Here is a 15781-nt window from a genome sequence, read left to right as displayed (position 1 = left end):
ATTTGAGTTAATCAAAGCGCGTAGTGAGCAGACCACTGCTCAAGAATAGGCTTGTAGGGTTTGATAAATTGCTCTTCCGTGAATTTCCCCTGCTCAATCGCTAACTGGCTACGCTCTTCGCGATCATAAACAATCTTGGTTAATGAATAGTCCTGGTTATTCAGGCTTGGCTGATAACATTGCCCCGCCGCCGAATTGGCATTGTAAATTTCAGGCCGATAGATTTTTTGGAAGGTCTCCATCGTGCTGATGGTGCCAATCAGCTCAAGGTCGGTGTAATCGCTCAGCAAATCACCGGGGAAATAAAAGGCCAGGGGCGCGACGCTATTTTTCGGCATGAAATAACGCACCTGCAGGCCCATTTTCTTGAAATACCGGTCGGTCAACGAAGCGCCGTCTTGGCGGTATTCGTCACCCAATACCGGGTGGTGATTGCCCGTCCGATGATAGGTGTCTTTGCTGGACACGCTGAGGCAGATCACCGGCGGTTTGCTAAAGTTTTCATGGTATGCCTTTGAATTGACGAAATGCTTAAAGATATTGCCGTGCAAATCGCCGAAGTCATCCGGAATGTTGAACTCCGCTGCGTTTTGGTTATGCGCCGGCAGCAAGACGCTAAAATCATAATCACGCACGTAAGACGAGAAATTGTTCCCGACGATACCCTCGATACGCTTTTGCGTTTTTTTATCAATAATGTTGGTCTTCAGGATTTCGATCACCGGAAAGCTGGCGCCGTGATCTTCAATGCGCATCTCAACCGAGATGATTTCCAGCTCGACCGAATAACGATCGGCCTTGGGGTTATCCCAATGCGCCAACGTATTGAAGCGATTGTCAATCATCACCAACGTATTGCGCAGGTTCTCCCGGCGGTTTTCCCCTCTGGCCAAATTGGCAAAGTTGGTGGTGATACGCGTACTTTCAGAAGGGTTATAATCTTCATTGAAAGAACTGCTCTTAATCGTAAAGGTAAAGTCTTTATTCATCGTCTTATAGCATCCTGTTATATGATATGAGGGCTGGTTTTATCTATTTTTATCAATTAGTTGTTTTTATATTTTTTTATTCAGCCGCTTTCATATTGTCTGTCGTTAATGAGGTCTATTTTTGCCAGAGTCCCGAGGGGAGTGAAAGAGACTTAATTTCATTACCACATGAGCCGCGTTCATGATCTGGCGCATCAGGCAGTTTTCCGCCGCGATCCGGCCGCGCAAACCGCCTTATGCGCCGAGGCGGCAAGCTGGTGCAGCCTGAAACATTACGGGTATAATCCCCACCATGACCCCACGGCTTCAGACACGAACATGACAAAACTCACCTTACAAGAGCAGATGCTCAAAGCGGGCTTGGTAACCAGCAAGAAAATGGCCAAAGTCCAAAGAACGGCTAAAAAATCACGCGTTCAGGCCCGTGAGGCCAGAGAGGCGGTGGAAGAGAATAAAAAGGCGCAGCTTGAACGCGATAAGCAGCTGAGCGAGCAGCAAAAGCAAGCCGCGCTGTCCAAAGAATACAAAGCGCAGGTGAAGCAACTGATCGAGATGAACCGCATCGTCCTGGCGAAAGGCGATATCGGTTTTAACTTCACCGACGGCAACCTGATCAAGAAAATCCTGGTGGATAAAGCGACCCAGACCCAGCTGATCAATGGCCGTCTTGCCATCGCACGCTTGGTGGTCGAGAACCGCGAAGAGTGTGAATACGCGATTATCCCCGCCAGCGTCGCCGATAAAATCGCGCAGCGCGATGCGGCCAGCATTGTGCTGCACAGCGCGCTGAGTCAGGAAGAGCAGGATGAAGACGATCCGTACGCCGACTTTAAAGTGCCCGACGATTTGATGTGGTAAGCCGCGTTCAGAACGGCGCGGCGTGACGAGCGGTTATCCGTTCTCCGCTGATGGGGTGCACAAAATCCAGTTCGCTGGCGTGCAGCATCAGCCGCGGCGTCTGTTCGGTGCCCGGTAGCAGGCGGCCGCCATACAGATCGCAGCCTAAAATAGGGTGGCCCAACTGCCGGCTGTGAATACGCAGCTGATGGGTGCGCCCGGTCTCCGGGGTGAGCTGCACCCGCGTCAGCGGCAGCGATGTCCCATCCTCCACGATACGATAAAAACGCTCGACGACCCGATAGCGGGAACGGGCGGGCTTGCCGTGAAGGGCGCAAATCGACATCAGCGGGAACAGCGCCGGATCTTTGGCGATCGCCGCGTCTATCACTCCTTCGTTATCCGCCAGATGGCCGCAGAGCAGCGCGCTGTACACTTTGCTGACGGTGCGTTCGCTGAACTGTCGGCAGAGCGCGGCGTTGACGGCCCTATTGCGGGCCACCACCATCAAGCCGGACGTGCCGAAATCCAGACGATGCACCAAAGTGCAGCCGGGTAAGAGCTGCACCAGCCGATGGTGCACCGAATCGAGATTTTGCGGATTCTTGCCCGAAAGGCTGAGCAGCCCGGCCGGCTTATTGATCAGCGCCAGATGAGCGTCCTGATAGAGGATCTCTATCTGGTCATGACATGGCGGGGCGATGAAGGTATCGATAATCGTAGACATCGTGCGGCCGGCTGGTGAGGGGGAGCGGATGATAGCGAATTTTTCGCCGATGGGCGAATTTGACGGCGCAATCCCGCCGGTTGGAGTATTAGCGCTTCTGATACTTGATTAGAAACATCAATTTCACCTAATGATCGCTTCCTCGTATGATGCGCGTGTTGACCGATTCGCGCCCTCGTCCGGCGCCTTTTATCATTCGAGGAATCCCCATGTTATCCGTCTTCCTGCAGGGTTTTGCCCTGAGCGCCGCCATGATCCTGCCGCTGGGCCCGCAGAACGTATTCGTGATGAATCAGGGCATTCGGCGTCAGTACCATTTAATGATCGCCGCGCTGTGCGCGTTGAGCGATATCGTGCTGATCTGCGCCGGCATCTTCGGCGGCAGCGCATTGCTGACCCGTTCGCCGCTGCTGCTGGCGCTGGTGACCTGGGGCGGGGTGGCGTTTCTGCTGTGGTACGGCTGGGGCGCGTTCCGTTCCGCCTTCAGTCCGCAGCCGGCGCAGGCTGCGGCGCAAGAGCTGGCGCAGAGCCGCTGGCGCATCGTGGTCACCATGCTGGCGGTCACCTGGCTGAACCCGCACGTTTATCTGGACACCTTCGTGGTGCTCGGCAGCCTGGGTGGGCAGCTGACGGCGGACGTGCGTTCCTGGTTTGCGCTCGGCGCGGTCAGCGCATCGGTCGTGTGGTTCTTCGGGCTGGCGCTGTTGGCCTCCTGGCTGGCGCCCTGGCTGAACACGCAGCGGGCGCAGCGCATCATCAATGCGCTGGTCGGGCTGGTGATGTGGGGCATCGCGCTGCAGCTGGCCTGGCAGGGGGCAAATTTATAAGAATTTGTCACTAATCCGAATTCAAAACGCCGCGCGATATGCTACGTTTGATGCCAGGAATCCGGCGGTTCTCACGGGGAAAAGCCGGCGATCAGAGACAGCCTGTCATTAAGGAGACACTGTGAAGCTAAAAGCATTGGCTATGGCCGCAATGGTCGGATTAGGGACGTTACCGATGGCGCTGCAGGCGGCCGAAGTGCCTGAAGGGCCGCATGTCGTCACCTCCGGCACCGCCAGCGTGGACGCCACGCCGGACATCGCCACCCTGGCGATCGAAGTGAGCGTTTCCTCCAAAGACGCCGCTCAGGCGAAGAAGCAGGTGGATGAGCGCGTGGCGCAGTACTTTGATTTCCTGCAGAAAAATAACATCGAGAAGAAAGACATCAGCGCCGCCAACCTGCGCACCCAGCCGGAATACGACTACCTGAAAACCGGCGAGTCGGTGCTGAAGGGCTACCGTGCGGTGCGCCAGGTGCAGGTGACGCTGCGCCAGTTGGACAAGCTGAACGAGCTGCTGGACGGCGCGTTGAAATCCGGCCTGAACGAGATCCGTGCGGTGGAGTTGGGCGTCGCCAAGCCGGACGTGTATCGCGAACAGGCGCGGCAAAAAGCGATCGAGAACGCGATTCAACAGGCCGAATCCCTGGCCAAAGGCTTCCACGCCAAGCTGGGGCCGGTGTACAGCATTCGCTATCGGGTCGCCAACTACCAGCCGATGCCGGTGGCGCGGATGTATAAGGCGGCCGGTGCGGCGGCGGAAAGCGATGCGGCGCAGACCTATGAACAGCAAAGCATTCACTTCGACGATCAGGTGGATGTGGTGTTCGAGCTGCAGCGCAACGCCGCGCAGTAAAGGTGTGGTATTGAAGAAAAGGTTCGCTGCGGCGAACCTTTTTTCGTTTTAATCCTGGCGCAGCACCTGGTGACCGTGTTCCAGCAACGCATCGGTCACTTTACGCATCATGCGGCTTTCCGGCGCGAAGCGGTGCCAGTACAGCATGCGGCGCTGGTACAGCCCCGGCGTCAGGTCGATCAGTTCACCGGATTCCAGCTCCTTTTCGATCTGCAGATGCGGGATCATACAGCAGGTGGTGCCCTGGCGTGCCAGCTGCACGAAGGCTTCCGATGAGTTCACGATGTGGCAGGGCACGCTGCCCGGCGACAGATCGAAGTTCTGCTGCAGGAACGCCTGGTGCATGTCGTCGAGATGGTCGAAGGCCACCGCCGGTGCTTTCAGCAGCGCGGAACGGGTGACGCCGTTGGGGAAGTAGCGCTCGGCGAAGCCGCTGGAGGCCACGAACAGGTAGTCCAGCGCCCCCAGCCGATCCACCAGGCAGCTCGGCAGCGGCTGCGGCTGAATACTCACCGCCCCCACCACTTCACCGCGGCGCAACCGCTCCTGGGTACGGGTTTCATCTTCCACCTGCAGATTCAGACGAATGGGGGAGTCCGCCAGCACCGGTTTCAGCGCCGGCAGCAGCCAGGTCGCCAGACTGTCGGCGTTGACCGCCAGCGACAGCAGCAGCGGCGTATCGACGCCGGTGTCGTTGCCAAGCCACTCTTCTTCCAGCAGCTCCACCTGATGCAGCAACGCCAGCAGCTTTTGCCCTTGTTCGGTCGGGCGCGGCGGCACGGTACGGACCAATAGCGGCTGGCCGAACAGGTTTTCCAGCTGTTTGATGCGTTGGGATACCGCCGATTGCGTGATGCAGAGTTTTTGAGCGGCGCGCTCGAAGCCGCGCTCACGGATCACCGCGTCCAGCGCTTGCAGCGTACGATAGTCTGGGCGTTTCATCGGAAAGATATCCCTTAAATTAGAATGATACCGGCACTATGCCACATTTTGCGCGCGGCGCAGGTGGAAAAATCACGCCACCAACTCGCCGCAAAGCGGGTAAAAATGCGGGATGCGGTAAATAAGTGTGATCCTGCCGGCGTGAAAAACAGCGTTTTACCCTATAATACGCACACGTTTTCGTACAGAGGCAAGGGACATATTATGACGCAGGACGAACTGAAAAAAGCGGTAGGCTGGGCGGCACTGGAATACGTAACGCCGGGCACCATCGTCGGGGTTGGCACCGGCTCGACCGCTTCCCACTTTATTGACGCGCTGGGCTCCATCAAGCACCAGATTGAAGGCGCGGTGTCCAGCTCCGACGCCTCCACCGCCAAGCTGAAAAGCCTCGGCATCCACGTATTCGACAGCAATGAAGTGGACTCGCTCGATATCTACGTGGACGGCGCGGACGAAATCAATGGCCATATGCAGATGATCAAGGGCGGCGGCGCAGCGCTGACGCGCGAGAAGATCATCGCCGCCATCGCCAAGAAATTCATCTGCATCGTCGACGCCAGCAAACAGGTAGACGTGTTGGGCAAGTTCCCGCTGCCGGTGGAAGTGATCCCGATGGCGCGTTCTTACGTGGCGCGCGAGCTGGTGAAACTGGGCGGCCTGCCGGAGTATCGCCAAAACGTGGTGACCGACAACGGCAACGTGATCCTGGACGTGCATAACCTGGTCATCACCGACGCCATCGCGCTGGAGAACAAGATCAACGGCATCGCCGGCGTGGTGACCGTTGGGCTGTTCGCCAACCGCGGCGCGGACGTGGCGCTGGTCGGCACGTCGGAAGGCGTGAAAGTGGTCAAATAAGCCGCCATGGCCTGTGGCCCGGTCATGCCGGGCCGCAAAATTTCTTCGGTTAAAATATCTTTTCTGAAAAGCGGCAAATTTGGTGACTTATGTCACATTGTGAAAACTGACTCCCCAAAGCTTCTGCCGAAAACTTTCCCTATGGCATTTTCTGCCAGAAACCGCCAGGAACGCTGCGCCTTGTCCTGCCGGGCAGGCAATCGTTTGTATTGCCGCCCGCGTTATTTTTGTTATGTTGGATGGGAGCTGTGTCGCAACAGCCGCTTCTGAAGTCTGAACATAGGGTCGGGTAAATGGCAAAAGTATCATTGGAGAAAGACAGGATTAAATTCCTGTTGGTGGAAGGGGTTCATCAGAGCACGGTAGACAATCTGCGTGCCGCCGGTTATACCAACATCGAATACCACAAGGGTGCGTTAGACACCGAATCGCTGAAGGCCTCCATCCGCGATGCGCACTTCGTCGGCATCCGATCGCGCACGCATCTGACCGAAGAGGTCTTCGCCGCCGCAGAAAAGCTGGTGGCGGTGGGCTGCTTCTGTATCGGCACCAACCAGGTTGATCTGAACGCAGCGACCAAGCGCGGTATTCCGGTCTTCAACGCCCCGTTCTCCAATACCCGATCCGTGGCCGAAATGGTGCTGGGCGAGCTGTTGTTGATGCTGCGCGGCATTCCGGCCGCCAACGCCAAGGCGCACCGCGGCGTGTGGCACAAACTGGCCGTGGGCTCTTACGAGGCGCGCGGCAAAAAATTGGGCATCATCGGCTACGGTCATATCGGCACCCAACTGGGCATTCTGGCCGAAGGGCTGGGCATGAAGGTGTTCTTCTACGATATCGAGAACAAGCTGCCGCTGGGTAATGCGCAACAGGTGCGCCATCTGTCCGATCTGCTCAATATGAGCGACGTGGTAACGCTGCACGTGCCGGAAACGCTGGCCACCAAGAATATGATGGGTGCAGAAGAGCTGGCGCTGATGAAACCGGGCGCCATTCTGATCAACGCCTCGCGCGGCACCGTGGTGGATATCCCCGCGCTGTGCGATGCGTTGGCCAGCAATCATCTGGCGGGGGCGGCGATCGACGTCTTCCCGGAAGAACCGGCGACCAACAGCGATCCGTTCAACTCGCCGCTGTGTGAGTTCGACAACGTGCTGCTGACGCCGCACATCGGCGGCTCAACTCAGGAAGCGCAAGAGAACATCGGCGACGAAGTGGCCGGCAAACTGGCGAAGTATTCCGACAACGGGTCGACGCTGTCGGCGGTCAACTTCCCGGAAGTGTCGCTGCCGGCGCATGGCCCGAACGCCAGCCGCCTGCTGCACATTCATGAAAACCGTCCGGGCGTGCTGACGCAGATTAACCAGATCTTCGCCGAAGAGGGAGTTAACATCGCCGCGCAGTACCTGCAAACCGGGCCGGAAATCGGCTACGTGGTGATCGATATCGAAGCGGAAACCGCGCGCGCCGACGCCGCGCTGCAGCGCATGAAGGCCATCGACGGCACCATTCGCGCCCGTCTGCTGTTCTGATTCGGCGGCATGCCGCAATGAAAGAAAAAGGCCGGATGGATTCCGGCCTTTTGCTATTTGGGCTCGCGCCACGCCCAGCTGCAGAGCGGGGTGAGGATCTCCGGCAGCGGGATATCCCAATGCTCGATCGGCAGGCTTTCCACCTGTTGGCAATCATGGGCCAGGCCGATGGGATAGGGGCCGTCGCTCTGCCAGTTTTGCAGGGTGCGATCGTAAAAGCCGCCGCCCATGCCCAGACGCTGGCCGGTATGATCGAACGCCACCAGCGGTGTCAACACCACGTCCAGCTCGCCCAGCGGCAGCACCTGGCGCACATCGAGGTGCGGCTCGAGAATATTGAAGCGGTTGCGCACCAGCGGCGTTTCCGGCGCATAGCGTAGGAACAGCAAGTGCCCCGGGCTGAACGGATGCAGCACCGGCAGGTAAACCCGTTTGCCGAGCGTCCACAAACGCTCGATTAGCGGCCCGGTATCGAGTTCGCCGTCAAACGACAGGAATACCGCGATGCTGTGCGCCGCCTGAATACGGCCGTGTGCGACGAGACGTTCGGTTATCTTTTCTGCGGCAAAGCGTTGCTGGCCCGGCGTAAGTTCGCGCCGACGTTGGCGAATGAGTTGACGAATGGCTTGGCGCTGCTGCGCGAATTGGGGTTGAAAAGGCATCGTATCAGGCTTGCTCAGTGTGGCGTTCAGCACACATAAACCGCTGAGAAGGGGAATCTCCGAGATGCCGTCGCAGGCTGTAACCCTTGAACCCATGGTTCAAGGTGAACGTGCCGTCGCAATCTTAAGGCTTCTCGGCGCACCGAGCGTGCTCACCGATCGCGGAGCAACACATTCTGTTTGTACTAAATATCGGCTCAGGGGACTGGCCCGCTGGCGAACATCTCAGAGAAATTTTGTACTCGTTGCTGAAAACTGTGATTTCAACAACTTAAGTTATTCGAATTGCACATCCTGACGTTCAGAGATGCGACCTTGTTCAAGCAGCGCTTGTTCAATGGTCTGCTGCAGCATCCGTATGCGTTGTTCCATATTGGACGCATAGTCACGGGTTTTCAACCGTTCTTGAGCAAGTTCGTGACAGACGTTCAATGCCGCGATGAAAACCAGTTGCTCAGTATTGGAGACTCTAGTGCGAACTTTTAGATCTTGCAACCGTTGGTTAAGATCGTCCGCCGCCATATTCAACGCATCTTGTTGTTCTGGCGGGCAATTGACTCTTAACGAGCGGCCAAAAATTTGAATATCTACCGGTTGTGCAGACATGCCACCTTCCTGCCTAAATTTCGCGCCAGCCTTGTCCGCCCTGGCCGGGCCGTCAAAGCGGGCGCCACTATATATACCTCGGTACCAAGATACAACCCCTTTTTCAGTACCTGGTTGTAATCTACTGCGGCAGACATCGCCAGTCAAAAAAGGGTTTCAAAATGCGTATTTACCGCACTTTCGTCACCCGCCGGCGCAGTGTGAGACCTGCCACATCACGATTATAACTAGCCACTGAGGTGTCGCGCTTATCTGGTATAGCGACGGACCTTGGTGGTAGCATACCACGAACTTATCCTGCCAACGATGACGAATGCGCATGTCTATACAGAATACATTTCCAAGTTACCAATCTTTGACCGTGGCCCTCAACCAACAGTCGGTGGCGTTGACCGCGGCAGAAATGCACGGCCTGATCAGCGGCCTGCTGTGCGGCGGCAGCCGTGATGCCGGCTGGCAGGCGCTGGTGCACGATCTGACCAATGAAGGCGTCGCCTTCCCGCAGGCGCTCAGCCAACCGTTGCAGCAGCTGTATGAAGCGACGCGTGAAACGCTGGAAGACGACGAATTCCTGTTCCAACTGATGCTGCCCGAAGGGGAGATCGTCAGCGTGTTCGATCGCGCCGACGCGCTGGCCGGTTGGGTCAACCACTTCCTGCTCGGTTTGGGCATGATGCAGCCGAAGCTGGCCCAGGTGAAAGACGAGGTCGGTGAAGCGATCGACGATCTGCGTAACATCGCGCAGCTGGGCTACGACGAAGACGAAGATCAGGAAGAGTTGGAACAGTCGCTGGAAGAAGTGGCGGAGTATGTGCGGGTCGCCGCCATCATGTGCTACGGCGAATTCACTCGTCACAAGCCGACGGCGCCGGAAAATATCAAACCGACGCTGCACTAAACGTTCTATCGCCCCTCCGCCGGCGGTGCGGATGGCATGATTTCAGGAGAAGGTAATGACTCAGCAGGAATTCAACAACCGCCGTCAGGCGCTGTTGGCGAAAATGGCGCCGGCCAGCGCGGCGGTTATTTTCTCTGCGCCGGAAACGACGCGCAGTGCAGATTCAGACTATCCCTACCGGCAGAACAGCGACTTTTGGTACCTGACCGGCTTCAATGAGCCGGAAGCGGTGCTGGTGCTGATCAAAAGCGACGAAACGCACAACCACAGCGTGCTGTTCAACCGGGTGCGCGACCTGACGGCGGAAATCTGGTTTGGCCGCCGTCTGGGGCAAGACGCCGCGCCGGCGAAGCTGGGCGTGGATCGCGCGCTGCCGTTCGATGAAATCAATGACCAGCTGCACCTGCTGCTGAATGGCCTGGACGTGGTCTACCACGCGCAGGGCGAATACGCCTACGCCGATCAGATCCTGTTCGGCGCGCTGGACAAGCTGCGCAAGGGATTCCGCCAGAATCTGCAGGCGCCGGCCACCGTCACCGACTGGCGGCCGTGGCTGCACGACATGCGGCTGTTCAAATCGCCGCAGGAGCTGGCGGTGATGCGCCGCGCCGGCGAGATCAGCGCGTTGGCACATACCCGCGCGATGGAAAAATGCCGTCCGGGCATGTTCGAATACCAGTTGGAAGCGGAAATTCATCATGAATTCACCCGCCTAGGCGCCCGTTACCCGTCTTACAATACCATCGTCGGCAGCGGCGAAAACGGCTGCATCCTGCACTACACCGAGAACGAGAGCCAGATGCGCGACGGCGATCTGGTGTTGATCGACGCCGGCTGCGAGTATCAGGGGTACGCCGGCGACATTACCCGCACCTTCCCGGTCAACGGCAAGTTCAGCCGGCCGCAGCGCGCAGTGTACGACATCGTGCTGGCGTCGCTGCTGCGTGCGCTGGAGCTGTTCAAACCCGGCACCAGCATCCGCGAAGTCAATGACGAAGTGGTGCGCATCATGGTGGTCGGGCTGGTGGAGCTGGGCGTATTGAAAGGTGAAGTCGACCAGTTGATCGCCGAGCAGGCCCACCGTCAGTTCTTTATGCACGGGCTGAGCCACTGGCTGGGCCTGGACGTGCACGACGTCGGCCATTATGGCACGCCGAGCCGCGATCGGCTGCTGGAGCCGGGTATGGTGCTGACCGTGGAGCCTGGGCTGTATATCGCGCCGGATGCGGACGTGCCGGCGGAATACCGCGGCATCGGCATCCGTATCGAAGACGACATCGTGATCACCGCCGACGGCAATGAAAACCTGACCGCCACCGTGGTGAAAGACGCCGATGCCATCGAAGCGTTGATGGCGGCGGCAAGGTAACGGAATGAGCGTAATTATCGTTGGCGGCGGTATGGCGGGCGCGACGCTGGCGCTGGCCATTTCGTCGCTCACTCAGGGAAGAATGGCGGTGGATCTGGTCGAGGCGACTCGGCCGGACGACCGCAGCCACCCGGGCTTTGACGCTCGCGCCATCGCGCTGGCGCAGGGCACTTGCCAACAGTTGACGCGCATCGGCGTTTGGCCGGCGCTGCGCGATTGCGCCACGCCGATCACTCAGGTGCACGTCAGCGATCGCGGCCACGCCGGGTTTGTGAATCTGCAGGCGCAGGATTATCAGGTCGATGCGCTCGGCCAGGTGATCGAACTACACGACGCCGGGCAGCGGCTGTTCGCGCTGCTGGCGAAGGCGCCGGGCGTCACGCTGCACTGTCCCGCGCGGGTGGTGGACGTTATTCGCACCGCAGAGCGGGCGGAAGTGCTGCTGGATAATGGCCGACGCCTGGCCGGGCAGCTGCTGGTGGCGGCCGACGGCTCGCGCTCGGCGCTGGCGCAGGCCTGCAATATGCAGTGGCGCCAGGAGGACTATCCACAGTTCGCCACCATCGCCAACGTCACCACGGCGGAAGATCCGCAGGGGCGCGCCTTCGAGCGCTTTACCCGTTACGGGCCGTTGGCGCTGTTGCCGATGTCGCAGGGGCGCAGTTCGCTGGTGTGGTGCCATGCGCGCGAGGATCGCGCCCAGGTCGACGCCTGGGACGACGAGCGCTTTATCGCCGAGCTGCAACAGGCTTTCGGCTGGCGGCTGGGGCGTATCCTCAAGGCCGGCAAACGGCACAGTTACCCACTCGCTCTGCTGACTGCCGATCGCCATGTCAGCCACCGGCTGGCGTTGGTAGGCAACGCGGCGCAGACGCTGCACCCGATCGCCGGGCAGGGGTTCAACCTCGGCCTGCGCGATGTGATGTCGCTGGCGGAAACGCTGGCGGAAGCGGTGAACAGTGGCGAAGACGCCGGCGGTTATGCGTTGCTGAGCCGCTATCAGCAGCGGCGGCAACAAGATCAGCAGGCGACGATCGGCGTGACCGACGGCTTGATCCATCTGTTCGCCAACCGTTACGGCCCGCTGGTGGTTGGCCGCAATTTGGGGCTGATGGCGATGGAGCGTTTGCCCGCAGTGCGCGACGCCTTCGCCAAGCGTACGTTGGGCTGGGTGGAACGTTAAAGACATAGTCGGGCGCGTTGGCGCGCCCAAAGCGCGGTGCGTCAAGACGTCGCGCGTTATTTAAGGAAATCGAGCAGCATGCAATCATTTGACGTGATTATCGCCGGTGGCGGTATGGTGGGGCTGGCGTTGGCCTGCGGCCTGCAGGGCAGCGGGCTGCGCGTGGCGGTGCTGGAGCAGCGACAGCCGGAGATGGCGCCGCCGTCGGAACAGCCGGCCCTGCGCGTCTCCGCCATCAATGCCGCCAGCGAGCGTTTGCTGCAGCATATCGGCGTATGGGATGACATTCTCCAGCTGCGGGCCAGCGCCTACAACGCAATGGAAGTGTGGGATCGGGACAGCTTCGGCAAAATCGCCTTCCGCGGCGACGAATGCGGCTTCAGCCATCTCGGCCACATTATCGAAAACTCGGTGATCCAGCAGGCGCTGTGGAAGCGCGCCGAAAGCCTGTCGGACATCACGCTGATCACTCCGGCCGCGCTCAAGCAGGTGGCGTGGGGCGAGAACGACGCCTTTATCACGCTGGAGGATGGCCGCATGCTGACCGCCCGGCTGGTGATCGGCGCCGACGGCGCCCAGTCGTGGCTGCGTCAGCACGCCGATATCCCGCTGACCTTCTGGGACTATCGCCACCATGCGCTGGTGGCCACCATCCGCACCGAAGAGCCGCATCAGGCGACGGCGCGGCAAATTTTCCACGGTGACGGCATTCTGGCGTTCCTGCCGTTCAGCGATGCGCATTTGAGCTCCATCGTCTGGTCGGTCGCGCCGGAAGAGGCCGAACGCCTCAAGCAGCTGGAGCCGGAACAATTCAATCGCGAACTGGCGATGGCCTTCGATATGCGTTTGGGCGCCTGCAGCCTGGAAAGCGAACGGCTGGCGTTCCCGTTGACCGGCCGCTATGCGCGCAGCTTCGCCGCGCACCGCCTGGCGCTGGTGGGCGATGCGGCGCATACCGTGCATCCGCTGGCCGGGCAGGGCGTGAACCTGGGCTTTATGGACGCCGCCGAGTTGATTTCCGAACTGCACCGCCTGCAGCGGCAGGGCAAGGATATCGGCCAGCACCTCTATCTGCGCCGCTATGAGCGCCGCCGTAAACATGGTGCGGCGGTGATGTTGGCCAGCATGCAGGGTTTCCGCGAACTGTTCGACGGCAACCATCCGGCCAAAAAGCTGCTGCGCGACGTGGGGCTGCGGCTGGCGGACAGCCTGCCGGGCGTCAAACCGAAGTTGGTGCGTCAGGCGATGGGCCTGAACGATCTGCCCGAGTGGCTTGCCTGACCGCCCGCCTTCTGCGAGCCCGTATCGGGCTCGCGCTTCTCGCCTTATGCCATCGTCTTTCCTTATATAACCCTTCATTTGAAATAATCTAATTTCAGCCGCTTTTTATCATTACTTTTTCTAATTCCATGTTTGGTTATCAAAAGTCAGGATCCCATGCCCGGCCGTCGGTTTGTTATATAAGTTCGGAGTTTTGCCGCTTTAATTGTTAATTTTGTGCCTTAAAGCGCATTTTTTCAGTGAAAAACTCTGCACACTAGCCCGGCATTTTACCGCCCCGGAACGGCGATGAGCCTATTTTAACTTATGGTTAATGTGGTCGTTCGGTGATAAGTTCGAGGGAAAGGTATCGTTTGCGTCACGGCGGTTGCACGCAGTTTCCGCCCGTCCCGGCGCAGCATTTGTGTTGAGCAGTCAGTGCGCCATGGCGATCGGGCCGCGAGCCAGGCTCCGCCGCATTGCGTGGCAGCACCCTAACTTCTAGCGACCGAGTGGAAAGAGGGAAAAGATGGCAAAGCAAACCCCACTGTACGACCAGCACGTGGCGTGCGGTGCGCGCATGGTAGACTTTCACGGCTGGATGATGCCGCTGCATTACGGCTCGCAGCTCGATGAGCACCACGCGGTGCGTCAGGATGCCGGCATGTTCGACGTGTCTCACATGACCATTGTGGATCTGCACGGCGCCCGCACCCGCGAGTTTCTGCGTTACCTGCTGGCGAACGACGTCGCCAAACTGACCCAACCCGGCAAAGCGCTGTATACCGGCATGCTGAATGCCTCCGGCGGCGTGATCGACGACCTGATCGTTTATTTCCTCACAGAAGACTATTTCCGCCTGGTGGTGAACTCCGCCACGCGCGACAAAGACCTGGCCTGGATCGAAGAGCACGCCGCGCCGTATGGCGTAGCGCTGACGGTGCGCGACGATCTGGCGCTGATCGCGGTGCAGGGCCCGCAGGCCAAAGAGCGCGCCGGCACCCTGTTTACCCCGGAACAAAAAAGCGCGGTCGAAGGCATGAAGCCGTTCTTCGGCGTGCAGGCCGGCGAGCTGTTCATCGCCACCACCGGTTACACCGGTGAGGCCGGCTATGAGATCGCGCTGCCGAAAGAACAGGCGGCGGATTTCTGGCAGAAATTGCTGGCCGCAGGCGTCAAGCCGGCCGGTCTGGGCGCGCGCGACACCCTGCGTCTGGAAGCGGGCATGAACCTTTACGGCCAAGAGATGGACGAAGGCGTTTCGCCGTTGGCCGCCAACATGGGCTGGACTATCGCCTGGCAGCCGGAAGATCGCCGTTTCATCGGCCGCGAAGCGCTGGAACAACAGCGCGATCAGGGCACCGAGCAACTGGTCGGCTTGATCATGACGGAAAAAGGCGTATTACGTAATGAGCTGCCGGTGCGTTTCACCGACGCGGCGGGGCAGACCCACGAAGGCGTGATCACCAGCGGCTCGTTCTCTCCGACCCTGGGCTTCAGCATCGCGCTGGCGCGCGTGCCCGCCGGCATCGGCGAGCAGGCCATCGTGCAGATCCGCAACCGTGAAATGCCGGTCAAAGTGACCAAGCCTGGTTTCGTTCGCGCCGGCAAGCCGCTGACAAATTGATTTTTATTGATTCTTCCCTAGGGATTTCGCGCTGCGGCTAGGCGGCAAGTGCGCGAGTCCTCGGGAGCTTACTGCGGTAAGTGACCGAGGTGAACGTACGCAGCCAACAACGCTGCAGTGTGAAAGACGACGGGAAATTATTTCTTCGAAGGAGTAACCGGCTATGAGCAATGTGCCAACAGAATTGAAATACGCATCCTCCCACGAGTGGGTTCGTTCAGAAGGTAACGGCGTTTACACCGTAGGCATCACCGAACACGCGCAGGAACTGCTGGGCGACATGGTGTTTGTCGATCTGCCGGAAGTGGGCCGCAAGGTCGCCGCCGGTGAAGATTGCGCCGTGGCGGAATCGGTTAAGGCGGCGTCGGACATCTACGCGCCAATCAGCGGCGAAATCGTGGCGGTGAACGCCGAGCTGGAAAGCTCCCCTGAGCTGGTGAACAGCGAACCTTACGGTGAAGGCTTCCTGTTCCAGATTAAAGCCTCAGACGAAGGCGAACTGGCGAACCTGCTGGACGCCGCGGCTTATCAGGCCTCGATCGACGAGTAATCGTGACCACGCCCCAGGCCCTTCCGGCCGGGGCGTTTTAGTTACCGCTCAAGCTATA

General features: G+C 59.2%; 16 protein-coding genes and 1 other RNA gene. 11 read left to right on the top strand and 6 right to left on the bottom strand.

What is annotated here, in order from left to right; translation table 11 throughout:
* Nucleotides 1-11 precede the first annotated feature (11 nt).
* Complete coding sequence (locus ATE40_RS16925) at nucleotides 12-989, bottom strand: DUF1852 domain-containing protein (protein ID WP_019455621.1); 978 nt, start codon at nucleotides 987-989, stop codon at nucleotides 12-14.
* Nucleotides 990-1307: 318 nt separating this feature from the next.
* Here ATE40_RS16925 and ATE40_RS16920 point away from each other — a divergent pair, with 318 nt between their 5' ends.
* The gene (locus ATE40_RS16920) at nucleotides 1308-1847 is read left to right on the top strand and encodes a DUF2058 domain-containing protein (protein WP_025160208.1); all 540 of its coding nucleotides are present in this window, start codon (nucleotides 1308-1310) and stop codon (nucleotides 1845-1847) included.
* A 7-nt stretch (nucleotides 1848-1854) separates the two neighbouring features.
* On the opposite strand, the gene ATE40_RS16915 is transcribed toward ATE40_RS16920, so the two are convergent.
* Nucleotides 1855-2553 carry an RluA family pseudouridine synthase gene (locus ATE40_RS16915; protein WP_063917984.1) on the bottom strand — a complete coding sequence of 233 codons (699 nt, stop codon included), beginning with the start codon at nucleotides 2551-2553 and terminating at the stop codon, nucleotides 1855-1857.
* A gap of 209 nt (nucleotides 2554-2762) precedes the next feature.
* Between ATE40_RS16915 and argO the strand changes: the two genes are divergently transcribed.
* Nucleotides 2763-3380 carry an arginine exporter ArgO gene (gene argO / locus ATE40_RS16910; RefSeq protein ID WP_019455623.1) on the top strand — a complete coding sequence of 206 codons (618 nt, stop codon included), beginning with the start codon at nucleotides 2763-2765 and terminating at the stop codon, nucleotides 3378-3380.
* Between the two features lie 121 nt (nucleotides 3381-3501).
* On the top strand, nucleotides 3502-4233 hold the full coding sequence (locus tag ATE40_RS16905; protein WP_071892035.1) for an oxidative stress defense protein: 732 nt from the start codon (nucleotides 3502-3504) through the stop codon (nucleotides 4231-4233).
* A 48-nt stretch (nucleotides 4234-4281) separates the two neighbouring features.
* On the opposite strand, the gene ATE40_RS16900 is transcribed toward ATE40_RS16905, so the two are convergent.
* Nucleotides 4282-5175, bottom strand: coding sequence for a LysR family transcriptional regulator ArgP (locus tag ATE40_RS16900; protein ID WP_019455625.1), 894 nt, complete (start codon nucleotides 5173-5175; stop codon nucleotides 4282-4284).
* 204 nt (nucleotides 5176-5379) lie between these two features.
* On the opposite strand from ATE40_RS16900, the gene rpiA reads away from it, so the two are divergent.
* Nucleotides 5380-6036: a ribose-5-phosphate isomerase RpiA gene (gene rpiA, locus ATE40_RS16895; protein ID WP_063917982.1), complete on the top strand. Its 657-nt coding sequence runs from the start codon at nucleotides 5380-5382 to the stop codon at nucleotides 6034-6036.
* A gap of 293 nt (nucleotides 6037-6329) precedes the next feature.
* Complete coding sequence (gene serA / locus ATE40_RS16890; protein ID WP_025160210.1) at nucleotides 6330-7568, top strand: phosphoglycerate dehydrogenase; 1239 nt, start codon at nucleotides 6330-6332, stop codon at nucleotides 7566-7568.
* Nucleotides 7569-7621: 53 nt separating this feature from the next.
* Here the strand turns inward: serA and ATE40_RS16885 are convergent, their stop codons facing one another.
* The 3 genes from ATE40_RS16885 to zapA form a co-directional block, all read right to left on the bottom strand.
* A complete protein-coding gene (locus tag ATE40_RS16885) occupies nucleotides 7622-8230 on the bottom strand; it encodes a 5-formyltetrahydrofolate cyclo-ligase (protein WP_063917981.1) in 609 nt (202 codons plus the stop codon).
* Nucleotides 8231-8282: 52 nt separating this feature from the next.
* Nucleotides 8283-8465, bottom strand: a non-coding RNA gene (gene ssrS / locus ATE40_RS16880) — 6S RNA.
* A 41-nt stretch (nucleotides 8466-8506) separates the two neighbouring features.
* Nucleotides 8507-8836, bottom strand: a complete 330-nt coding sequence (zapA, locus tag ATE40_RS16875) for a cell division protein ZapA (protein WP_019455629.1) — start codon at nucleotides 8834-8836, stop codon at nucleotides 8507-8509.
* 319 nt (nucleotides 8837-9155) lie between these two features.
* Here zapA and ATE40_RS16870 point away from each other — a divergent pair, with 319 nt between their 5' ends.
* The 6 genes from ATE40_RS16870 to gcvH all read left to right on the top strand — a co-directional run bounded on the left by ATE40_RS16870 (nucleotide 9156) and on the right by gcvH (nucleotide 15723).
* Complete coding sequence (locus ATE40_RS16870; RefSeq protein WP_025160211.1) at nucleotides 9156-9734, top strand: YecA/YgfB family protein; 579 nt, start codon at nucleotides 9156-9158, stop codon at nucleotides 9732-9734.
* A gap of 55 nt (nucleotides 9735-9789) precedes the next feature.
* Entirely contained in the window at nucleotides 9790-11103 is a 1314-nt protein-coding gene (gene pepP, locus ATE40_RS16865; RefSeq protein ID WP_063917980.1) for a Xaa-Pro aminopeptidase, read from the top strand.
* Between the two features lie 4 nt (nucleotides 11104-11107).
* Nucleotides 11108-12286 carry a 2-octaprenyl-6-methoxyphenyl hydroxylase gene (ubiH, locus tag ATE40_RS24790; protein ID WP_063917979.1) on the top strand — a complete coding sequence of 393 codons (1179 nt, stop codon included), beginning with the start codon at nucleotides 11108-11110 and terminating at the stop codon, nucleotides 12284-12286.
* Nucleotides 12287-12364: 78 nt separating this feature from the next.
* Nucleotides 12365-13567: an FAD-dependent 2-octaprenylphenol hydroxylase gene (ubiI, locus tag ATE40_RS24785; RefSeq protein WP_063917978.1), complete on the top strand. Its 1203-nt coding sequence runs from the start codon at nucleotides 12365-12367 to the stop codon at nucleotides 13565-13567.
* A 508-nt stretch (nucleotides 13568-14075) separates the two neighbouring features.
* Nucleotides 14076-15173 carry a glycine cleavage system aminomethyltransferase GcvT gene (gene gcvT, locus ATE40_RS16850; RefSeq protein WP_019455634.1) on the top strand — a complete coding sequence of 366 codons (1098 nt, stop codon included), beginning with the start codon at nucleotides 14076-14078 and terminating at the stop codon, nucleotides 15171-15173.
* A 163-nt stretch (nucleotides 15174-15336) separates the two neighbouring features.
* Nucleotides 15337-15723 carry a glycine cleavage system protein GcvH gene (gene gcvH, locus ATE40_RS16845; RefSeq protein WP_025160212.1) on the top strand — a complete coding sequence of 129 codons (387 nt, stop codon included), beginning with the start codon at nucleotides 15337-15339 and terminating at the stop codon, nucleotides 15721-15723.
* The last annotated feature ends 58 nt before the right edge of the window (nucleotides 15724-15781 follow it).

Source organism: Serratia surfactantfaciens (assembly GCF_001642805.2).
GTDB lineage: Bacteria > Pseudomonadota > Gammaproteobacteria > Enterobacterales > Enterobacteriaceae > Serratia > Serratia surfactantfaciens.
This window is presented reverse-complemented; position numbering and strand designations above follow the sequence as displayed.

What these genes read in the sequence shown, in the direction of transcription:
- ATE40_RS16915 (WP_063917984.1), bottom strand. Translation starts at nt 2,553, where the DNA reads ATGTCTACGATTATCGATACCTTCATCGCCCCGCCATGTCATGACCAG.
- ATE40_RS16885 (WP_063917981.1), bottom strand. Translation starts at nt 8,230, where the DNA reads ATGCCTTTTCAACCCCAATTCGCGCAGCAGCGCCAAGCCATTCGTCAA.
- gcvT (WP_019455634.1), top strand. Translation starts at nt 14,076, where the DNA reads ATGGCAAAGCAAACCCCACTGTACGACCAGCACGTGGCGTGCGGTGCG.
- rpiA (WP_063917982.1), top strand. Translation starts at nt 5,380, where the DNA reads ATGACGCAGGACGAACTGAAAAAAGCGGTAGGCTGGGCGGCACTGGAA.
- ATE40_RS16925 (WP_019455621.1), bottom strand. Translation starts at nt 989, where the DNA reads ATGAATAAAGACTTTACCTTTACGATTAAGAGCAGTTCTTTCAATGAA.
- ATE40_RS16920 (WP_025160208.1), top strand. Translation starts at nt 1,308, where the DNA reads ATGACAAAACTCACCTTACAAGAGCAGATGCTCAAAGCGGGCTTGGTA.
- ubiH (WP_063917979.1), top strand. Translation starts at nt 11,108, where the DNA reads ATGAGCGTAATTATCGTTGGCGGCGGTATGGCGGGCGCGACGCTGGCG.
- ATE40_RS16870 (WP_025160211.1), top strand. Translation starts at nt 9,156, where the DNA reads ATGTCTATACAGAATACATTTCCAAGTTACCAATCTTTGACCGTGGCC.
- ATE40_RS16900 (WP_019455625.1), bottom strand. Translation starts at nt 5,175, where the DNA reads ATGAAACGCCCAGACTATCGTACGCTGCAAGCGCTGGACGCGGTGATC.
- pepP (WP_063917980.1), top strand. Translation starts at nt 9,790, where the DNA reads ATGACTCAGCAGGAATTCAACAACCGCCGTCAGGCGCTGTTGGCGAAA.
- argO (WP_019455623.1), top strand. Translation starts at nt 2,763, where the DNA reads ATGTTATCCGTCTTCCTGCAGGGTTTTGCCCTGAGCGCCGCCATGATC.
- zapA (WP_019455629.1), bottom strand. Translation starts at nt 8,836, where the DNA reads ATGTCTGCACAACCGGTAGATATTCAAATTTTTGGCCGCTCGTTAAGA.
- ubiI (WP_063917978.1), top strand. Translation starts at nt 12,365, where the DNA reads ATGCAATCATTTGACGTGATTATCGCCGGTGGCGGTATGGTGGGGCTG.
- serA (WP_025160210.1), top strand. Translation starts at nt 6,330, where the DNA reads ATGGCAAAAGTATCATTGGAGAAAGACAGGATTAAATTCCTGTTGGTG.
- gcvH (WP_025160212.1), top strand. Translation starts at nt 15,337, where the DNA reads ATGAGCAATGTGCCAACAGAATTGAAATACGCATCCTCCCACGAGTGG.